Genomic DNA, 8,137 nt, shown 5'->3' on the forward strand with positions numbered 1-8,137 from the left:
ATGCTTTCCTTTTCTTCAGTGAATCAGGACCGTTCCAGCTCGATGTCGATACCGAGCGAGCGGATTTCCTTGACCAGCACGTTGAACGATTCCGGCATGCCGGCTTCGATCGCGTGTTCGCCCTTGACGATGGACTCGTACACCTTGGTGCGGCCCTGCACGTCGTCGGACTTGACGGTGAGCATTTCCTGCAGGATGTAGGAAGCGCCGTAGGCTTCCAGCGCCCACACTTCCATTTCGCCGAAACGCTGGCCACCGAACTGCGCCTTGCCACCCAGCGGCTGCTGCGTGACCAGGGAGTACGGGCCGGTGGAGCGGGCGTGCATCTTGTCGTCGACCAAGTGGTGCAGCTTCAGGTAGTGCATGTAGCCCACAGTGGTGACGCGCTCGAACGCATCGCCGGTGCGGCCGTCGTACAGCTGGGCCTGGGTGCGGGTCGCGGTCAGGCCCTTGGCCTTGGCGACGTCGTCCGGGTAGGCCAGCTTGAGCATGTCCATGATCTCCTTCTCGGAGGCACCATCGAACACCGGGGACGCGAACGGCACGCCGGTGGTCAGCTCCTGAGCCATGCTGCGCACTTCACCATCGCTGAGCTTGGACAGGTCTTCCTTGCGGCCGGTGGTGTTGTAGATCTCTTCCATGAAGGCACGCAGCTCGGTGGTGGCGGCTTCGCGCTGCAGCATGTCGCCGATGCGCTTGCCCAGGCCCTTGCCGGCCCAGCCCAAGTGCACCTCCAGCACCTGACCGATGTTCATGCGCGAAGGCACGCCCAGCGGGTTCAGCACGATGTCGACCGGCGTGCCGTCGGCCAGGTGGGGCATGTCTTCCACCGGGGTGATCTTGGAGACCACGCCCTTGTTGCCGTGGCGGCCGGCCATCTTGTCGCCAGGCTGCAGGCGGCGCTTGACGGCCAGGTAGACCTTGACCATCTTCAGCACGCCCGCCGGCAGCTCGTCGCCTTGCGTGAGCTTCTTGCGCTTCTCTTCGAAGGCCAGATCGAAGCTGTGGCGGGTCTGCTCCATGGAGTTCTTGATCGACTCCAGCTGGGCGGCCACGTCGTCCTCGGCCGGACGGATGTCGAACCAGTGGTACTTCTCGACGTCGGCCAGGTAGGCCTTGTCGATCTTGGTGCCCTTGGCCAGCTTCTTGGGGCCGCCATTGGCCACGCGGCCGGTCAGCAGCTTCTCGATGCGGTCGAAGGCGTCGGCTTCCACGATGCGCAGCTGGTCGTTCAGGTCCAGGCGGAAACGCTTGAGCTCGTCATCGATGATCTGCTGGGCGCGCTTGTCGCGCTGGATGCCTTCGCGGGTGAAGACCTGCACGTCGATCACGGTGCCTTGCGAACCCTGGTCCACGCGCAGCGAGGTGTCCTTCACATCGGAGGCCTTCTCGCCGAAGATGGCACGCAGCAGCTTTTCTTCAGGCGTCAGCGTGGTCTCGCCCTTGGGCGTGACCTTGCCCACCAGCACGTCGCCGGGCAGCACTTCGGCACCCACGTAGATGATGCCGGAGTCGTCCAGGCGGTTGAGCTGCTGCTCGGCCAGGTTGGGGATGTCGCGGGTGATTTCTTCCGCGCCCAGCTTGGTGTCGCGCGCCATCACCACCAGTTCCTCGATGTGGATCGAGGTGTAGCGGTCGTCGGCCACCACGCGCTCGGAGATCAGGATCGAATCTTCGAAGTTGTAGCCGTTCCAGGGCATGAAGGCGATCAGCATGTTCTGGCCGATGGCGATCTCGCCCAGGTCGGTCGATGCGCCGTCGGCGATCACGTCGCCCTTGGCCAGCAGATCGCCCTTCTTGACGATGGGGCGCTGGTGGATGTTGGTGTTCTGGTTGGAACGCTGGTACTTGATCAGGTTGTAGATGTCCACGCCCACTTCACCGGCCACGGCCTCGCCGTCGTTCACCCGGATCACGATGCGGGTCGCGTCCACGTGATCGACCACGCCACCGCGCTTGGCGGTGACGACGGTGCCCGAGTCGACAGCGGCCACGCGCTCGATGCCGGTGCCGACCAGCGGCTTTTCCGGACGCAGCACGGGCACGGCCTGGCGCGACATGTTGGCGCCCATCAGTGCGCGGTTGGCGTCGTCGTGCTCCAGGAAGGGCACCAGCGAAGCGGCCACCGAGACGATCTGCGCAGGCGACACGTCCATGTACTGGATGGTGTCGGCGGGCGTGAGGATGGATTCACCCTTTTCACGGGCCGAGATCAGGTCACCGGAGAGGCGGCCTTCGGCATCCAGCGCGGCGTTGGCCTGGGCGATGACGTACTTGCCTTCCTCGATGGCGGACAGGTAGTCGATCTGGTTGGTCACCTTGCCGTCGACCACACGGCGGTACGGCGTCTCGATGAAGCCGTACTCGTTCAGACGGGCGTACAGAGCCAGTGAGTTGATCAGACCGATGTTCGGACCTTCAGGCGTCTCGATCGGGCACACGCGGCCGTAGTGGGTCACGTGCACGTCGCGCACCTCGAAGCCGGCGCGTTCGCGGGTCAGACCGCCCGGGCCCAGGGCCGACACGCGGCGCTTGTGGGTGATCTCGGCCAGCGGGTTGGTCTGGTCCATGAACTGCGACAGCTGCGAAGCACCGAAGAATTCCTTCAGGGCCGCGGAAATCGGCTTGGAGTTGATCAGGTCGTGCGGCATCAGCGGCTCTTGCTCGGCCTGGCCCAGACGCTCCTTCACGGCCTTCTCGATGCGAGCCAGGCCGGTGCGGTACTGGTTCTCTGCCAGTTCGCCCACACAACGCACGCGGCGGTTGCCCAGGTGGTCGATGTCGTCGACTTCGCCACGGCCGTTGCGCAGGTCGACCAGGATCTTGACCACGGCCAGGATGTCCTCGTTGGACAGCACCATCGGACCGGTGGATTCGTCGCGGCCCACGCGGGCGTTGAACTTCATGCGGCCCACGCGCGACAGGTCGTAGGTGTCCGGGTTGTAGAACAGGCGGTGGAACAGGGCCTGCACGGCGTCCTCGGTCGGCGGCTCGCCAGGGCGCATCATGCGGTAGATGGCGACACGGGCGGCGAACTCGTCCACCGTCTCGTCGATGCGCAGGGTCTGGCTGATGTAGGCGCCCTGGTCGAGTTCGTTGGTGTAGATGCAGGGCAGGTCCTGCACGCCGGCGGTGCGCAGCTTCTTCAGCAGCGCTTCGGTCAGCTCTTCGTTGGCCTTGGCGATGATCTCGCCGGTGTCGGCGTCAACGATGTTCTTGGCGACCACGCGGCCCAGCAGGAAGTCTTCCGGCACGCTGATGTGCGTGGTGGCCGACTGCTCCAGCTCGCGGGTGTGGCGGGCGGTGATGCGCTTGTCCTTGGCGACGACCACGTTGCCCGACTTGTCGGTGATGTCGAAACGGGCCACCTCGCCACGCAGGCGCTCGGCGACGAACTCCATCTGCGCGCCGCTGTCCATCAGGCGGAAGTGGTCGTTGACGAAGAAGTTGGCCAGGATGGATTCCGGCGTCAGGCCGATGGCCTTGAGCAGGATGGTGACCGGCATCTTGCGGCGGCGGTCGACACGGAAGAACAGCACGTCCTTGGGGTCGAATTCGAAGTCCAGCCAGGAACCGCGGTAGGGAATGATGCGAGCCGAGAACAACAGCTTGCCCGAGCTGTGGGTCTTGCCCTTGTCGTGTTCGAAGAACACGCCCGGCGAACGGTGCAGCTGAGACACGATCACGCGCTCGGTGCCGTTGATGATGAAGGAACCCTTGTCGGTCATCAGGGGCACTTCGCCCATGTAGACCTCTTGTTCCTTGACTTCCTTGACCACCTTGGACTGCGCGGTCGAGGACTCGCGGTCATAGATGATCAGCTGCACGCGGGCGCGCACGGCCGAGGCGAAGGTCAGGCCACGGGTCTGGCACTCGCGCACGTCGAAGGCCGGCTTGGCCAGGTTGTACTCGACGAACTTCATCTCCACAAAACCGTTGTGGGAGACGATGGGGAAGGCGGCCTCGAAGGCGGCTTGCAGACCTTCGGGGGAGCGCTTCTTGGGCGCGAGGTCGGCTTGCAGGAAGGCGGTGTAGGCGTCCTTCTGCATCTGCAGCAGGTAAGGAATCGCGAGAACGTTTTCGCGGCTGCCGAAGCTCTTGCGGATGCGTTTGCGTTCGGTGTACGAGTATTGGGAAGCGGGGGCCATGCGATCTCCGGGCTTGAGGTCAGCGGCGACTGTCTTGCCGAACGGGTGGGGCTACCCGGTGGCGTTGCTTGGTGGCTGGCCTCTACCAACCATTGGCGGACGGTGGCGCATTGCACGCCACCCGAACCAAGTCGTCTTCTGCAGTCGGGGTCAGAAAACACTGATAAACACACTCGCCAGAGTTTGCTTATCGGTGTTCAGTTGAAACACCGCGTCAGCGCGCTGGACGCTGACGGCTCTGAAAGCACCAAAGGCTGGAGGCCCTTGTCGGGCACTCCAGCCTCGGAACTGAACCGAATTACTTCAGTTCGGCCTTGGCGCCGGCTTCCACCAGCTTCTTCACAGCGGCTTCGCCGTCGGCCTTGGCCACGGCTTCCTTCACGTTCTTCGGTGCGCCGTCGACCAGGTCCTTGGCTTCTTTCAGGCCCAGACCGGTGATTTCGCGCACGGCCTTGATGACCGACACCTTGTTGGCGCCGGCTTCCAGCAGCACAACGTTGAACTCGGTCTTCTCTTCAGCGGCCGGAGCGGCGGCGCCGCCACCAGCAGCGGGAGCGGCCATGGCGGCAGCGCTCACACCAAACTTCTCTTCGATGGCTTTCACCAGGTCGTTGAGTTCCATGACCGACATGCTGTCCAGGGCGGTCAGAAATGCGTCTTTATCGAATGCCATTTTGATTTCCTAACAATTGGTTAACAGGTGGACTGCGCGCTCAGGCAGCAGCAGCTTCGGCTGCCGGCTCGGCGGCGCCTTCGCCTTTTTTGGCCGCCAGGGCACCCAGCACCACAGCGGTGCGGGAGATGGGCGACATCAGCAAGCCACACAACTGGGCCAGCAGCACTTCCTTGGACGGGATGCTTGCCAGTTGCTTCACGCCGTTGGCGTCCAGGGCCTTGCCCGCATACACGCCGCCGCGGATGACCAACTTGTCGTTGGTCTTGGCGAACTCGGCCACCACCTTGGCGGCGGCCACTGCGTCTTCGGAAAAGCCATAGATCAGCGGACCGGTCATCTGGTCCACCGCCACTTCGAAACCGCTGCCAGCCACAGCACGGCGAGCCAGGGTGTTCTTCAGAACACTCAGGGAAACACCGTTGCTGCGTGCGTTGACGCGCAGTTTGTCCATGGCAGCGACCGTGATGCCACGGTACTCAGCCATCACGAGCGTTTGAGCTTTAGCTGCGAGGCCGGTCACTTCGGAAATGACCGCTTCTTTCTCACTGCGATTCAGACTCAAGGTCTACTCCTTCAAAATGCACCTCAGGGATTGGCCCCTTGGTGCGCCGGATTGCAGCGACCAACTGTGTCAGGAAAAATCCATCTGCAGCGGGATCGCCATCTGCGCTGGCGTTGTGTTCATTAAGCGGTCCGGGGTTTGACACCCTTCGCCGCACCAGCGGTCTTGGATGGCCCCACCCGGTCTAGCGTCCGGACGGGCCCACCACATTCAGGCGGTCTTGCGACCGCCCAAAAATCTCACACGATCAAGCCGAGATGGATTGCATGTCGACGCGAACGCCCACACCCATGGTCGACGAGACAGCCACTTTGCGCAGGTACAGACCCTTGCTGGTGGCCGGCTTGGCCTTGTTCAGGGCGTCGATCAGGGCCACCAGGTTGCCCTGGAGCTTGTCGGCGTCGAACGAACGGCGACCGATGGTGCCGTGGATGATGCCGGCCTTGTCGACGCGGAACTGCACCTGACCGGCCTTGGCGTTCTTCACCGCCGTGGCGACGTCGGGGGTGACGGTGCCGACCTTGGGGTTGGGCATCAGGCCACGGGGACCCAGGATCTGACCCAGGGTACCGACCACGCGCATGGCGTCAGGCGACGCGATCACGATGTCGAAGTTGATGTTGCCAGCCTTGACTTCGGCGGCCAGGTCGTCCATGCCGACAACGTCGGCACCGGCGGCCTTGGCTTCTTCGGCCTTGGCACCCTGGGCGAACACGGCCACGCGCTTGGTCTTGCCGGTGCCGTTGGGCAACACGACGGCGCCACGCACCACCTGATCGGATTTCTTGGCATCGATGCCGAGTTGCACGGCCACATCGATGGACTCATCGAACTTGGCGTTGGCGCACTCTTTCACCAGGGCCAGGGCGTCGGTCAGCGCGTACAGCTTGTTGCTGTCGACCTTGCCTTCGAACGCTTTTTGTTTCTTGGTCAGCTTGGCCATGTCACACGCCCTCCACAATCACGCCCATCGAGCGGGCCGAACCGGCGATGGTGCGCACAGCGGCGTCCACGTCGGCAGCGGTCATGTCCTTCATCTTGGTCTTGGCGATCTCTTCGAGCTGTGCGCGCGTGATCTTGCCGACCTTCTGCTTGTTGGGCACCGAGGAGCCCTTGTCCAGCTTGATGGCCTTCTTGATCAGGGTCGTCGCGGGCGGCGTCTTGATGATGAAGGTGAAGCTCTTGTCGGCAAAAGCGGTGATCACCACGGGCAGCGGCAGGCCGGGCTCGACACCTTGGGTCTGGGCGTTGAACGCCTTGCAGAATTCCATGATGTTGAGGCCGCGCTGACCCAGCGCCGGACCGATCGGGGGAGAGGGGTTGGCCTTACCAGCTGGCACTTGCAGCTTGATGAAGCCGACGATTTTTTTCGCCATTTTTTAGCTCCTGCGAGTGCAGACGGCTGCCCCTTTTCAGGTTCGGCAGCCTCCTCGCGGTGGTTGACCCGGTTGAAACGACAGGGTGCGCGTCGGGCCTTTCCCGCACACCCCTGAAAAAACTCAGGTCTTCTCGACCTGGCCAAATTCCAGCTCGACCGGCGTGGCGCGACCGAAGATGGTCACCGACACGCGCAGCTTGTTCTTTTCGTAGTTCACTTCCTCGACCGTGCCGTTGAAGTCCGCGAACGGGCCTTCCTTGACGCGCACGTACTCGCCAGCCATGAACTCGACCTTGTGGCGCGGCTTGTCCGAGCCTTCCTGCATCTGGTTGACGATCTTCTGAACGTCTTCCTCGGAGATGGCGACGGGGCGGTTCTTGGCCCCACCCACAAAACCGGTCACCTTGTTGGTGTGCTTGACCAGGTGCCAGGTGTCGTCGTCCATGACCATCTCCACCAGCACGTAGCCAGGGAAGAACTTGCGCTCGGTGGTGCGCTTCTGGCCGTTCTTGACCTCGACCACTTCCTCGGTCGGCACCAGGATGCGGCCAAACTTGGCCTGCATGCCGGCGCGGTTGATGCGCTCGACGATGTTGCGCTCGGCGGCCTTCTCCATGCCCGAATAGGCATGCACCACGTACCAGCGCATGCCCGCCGCCGCGTTCGCGGCCGCGACGTCGGCATCCGCCGCCAAAATACCTTGCTCAGTGGTCATGGGTTATCTCCAACGCAGAACGAGGTCGTACAGCACCCATTCCAGGGTCTTGTCGGTGAACCACAGAAACAGCGACATCACGAACACAAAAGCGAACACGTAGGCGGTCATCTGCATCGCCTCCTTGCGGGAGGGCCAGACCACCTTCTTGACCTCGCGCACCGAGTCGCGGCCATAAGCCGTCAACTGCTTGCCCGCCTCGGCGGTGAAGAACACGCCGACCGCGGCCGCCAGCGCCACCAGCAGCGCAGCCCAGCGCACCAGGGTCGGCTGCTGCGCCAGCAGGTAGAAGGCCACAAAGCCCGCCAGCAGCAAGACCACGGCCGCCGCCAGCTTGGCTTTGTCAGCGCCCGTGCTGACGGTTTCGATTTGCGAAGTGGCCATCTGAACCTGTACACCTAAAAATAAAACGCACACCAGGCATCGCGCCTGAGGCACGCAAGCCCACCAGAAGTCGTTGGACTTCGGCGGGCTTGAAAACCACAGCAAGGAGGCAAGATCTTCAGATCTTCGCCACCGTTTGTGTGGCAGGGGCAGTAGGAATCGAACCTACAACCTTCGGTTTTGGAGACCGACGCTCTGCCAATTGAGCTATGCCCCTATGAACGAATATCAAGCAATGATCTTGGCCACCACGCCGGCGCCCACGGTGCGGCCG

Annotated in this window: 7 protein-coding genes and 1 tRNA gene; all 8 read right to left on the minus strand. The window is 63.0% G+C overall.

Going from position 1 to position 8,137, the window contains the following annotated elements:
• Positions 1-23: 23 nt before the first annotated feature.
• Entirely contained in the window at positions 24-4,148 is a 4,125-nt protein-coding gene (rpoB, locus tag AAHB17_RS08675; protein ID WP_342130137.1) for a DNA-directed RNA polymerase subunit beta, read from the minus strand.
• A 298-nt stretch (positions 4,149-4,446) separates the two neighbouring features.
• A complete protein-coding gene (rplL, locus tag AAHB17_RS08680) occupies positions 4,447-4,821 on the minus strand; it encodes a 50S ribosomal protein L7/L12 (RefSeq protein WP_342130138.1) in 375 nt (124 codons plus the stop codon).
• A gap of 40 nt (positions 4,822-4,861) precedes the next feature.
• Positions 4,862-5,386: a 50S ribosomal protein L10 gene (gene rplJ, locus AAHB17_RS08685; RefSeq protein ID WP_342130139.1), complete on the minus strand. Its 525-nt coding sequence runs from the start codon at positions 5,384-5,386 to the stop codon at positions 4,862-4,864.
• A 247-nt stretch (positions 5,387-5,633) separates the two neighbouring features.
• Complete coding sequence (gene rplA / locus AAHB17_RS08690) at positions 5,634-6,329, minus strand: 50S ribosomal protein L1 (RefSeq protein ID WP_342130140.1); 696 nt, start codon at positions 6,327-6,329, stop codon at positions 5,634-5,636.
• Between the two features lies 1 nt (position 6,330).
• Positions 6,331-6,762: a 50S ribosomal protein L11 gene (rplK, locus tag AAHB17_RS08695; RefSeq protein ID WP_342130141.1), complete on the minus strand. Its 432-nt coding sequence runs from the start codon at positions 6,760-6,762 to the stop codon at positions 6,331-6,333.
• Between the two features lie 123 nt (positions 6,763-6,885).
• On the minus strand, positions 6,886-7,479 hold the full coding sequence (gene nusG / locus AAHB17_RS08700; RefSeq protein ID WP_342130142.1) for a transcription termination/antitermination protein NusG: 594 nt from the start codon (positions 7,477-7,479) through the stop codon (positions 6,886-6,888).
• A gap of 3 nt (positions 7,480-7,482) precedes the next feature.
• On the minus strand, positions 7,483-7,863 hold the full coding sequence (secE, locus tag AAHB17_RS08705; RefSeq protein WP_342130143.1) for a preprotein translocase subunit SecE: 381 nt from the start codon (positions 7,861-7,863) through the stop codon (positions 7,483-7,485).
• A gap of 141 nt (positions 7,864-8,004) precedes the next feature.
• A tRNA-Trp gene (locus AAHB17_RS08710) sits at positions 8,005-8,080 on the minus strand.
• Between the last annotated feature and the right edge of the window lie 57 nt (positions 8,081-8,137).

The sequence above is a fragment of the Hydrogenophaga sp. OTU3427 genome (genome assembly GCF_038440225.1).
In the GTDB taxonomy this organism is placed as follows: Bacteria; Pseudomonadota; Gammaproteobacteria; order Burkholderiales; family Burkholderiaceae_C; genus Hydrogenophaga.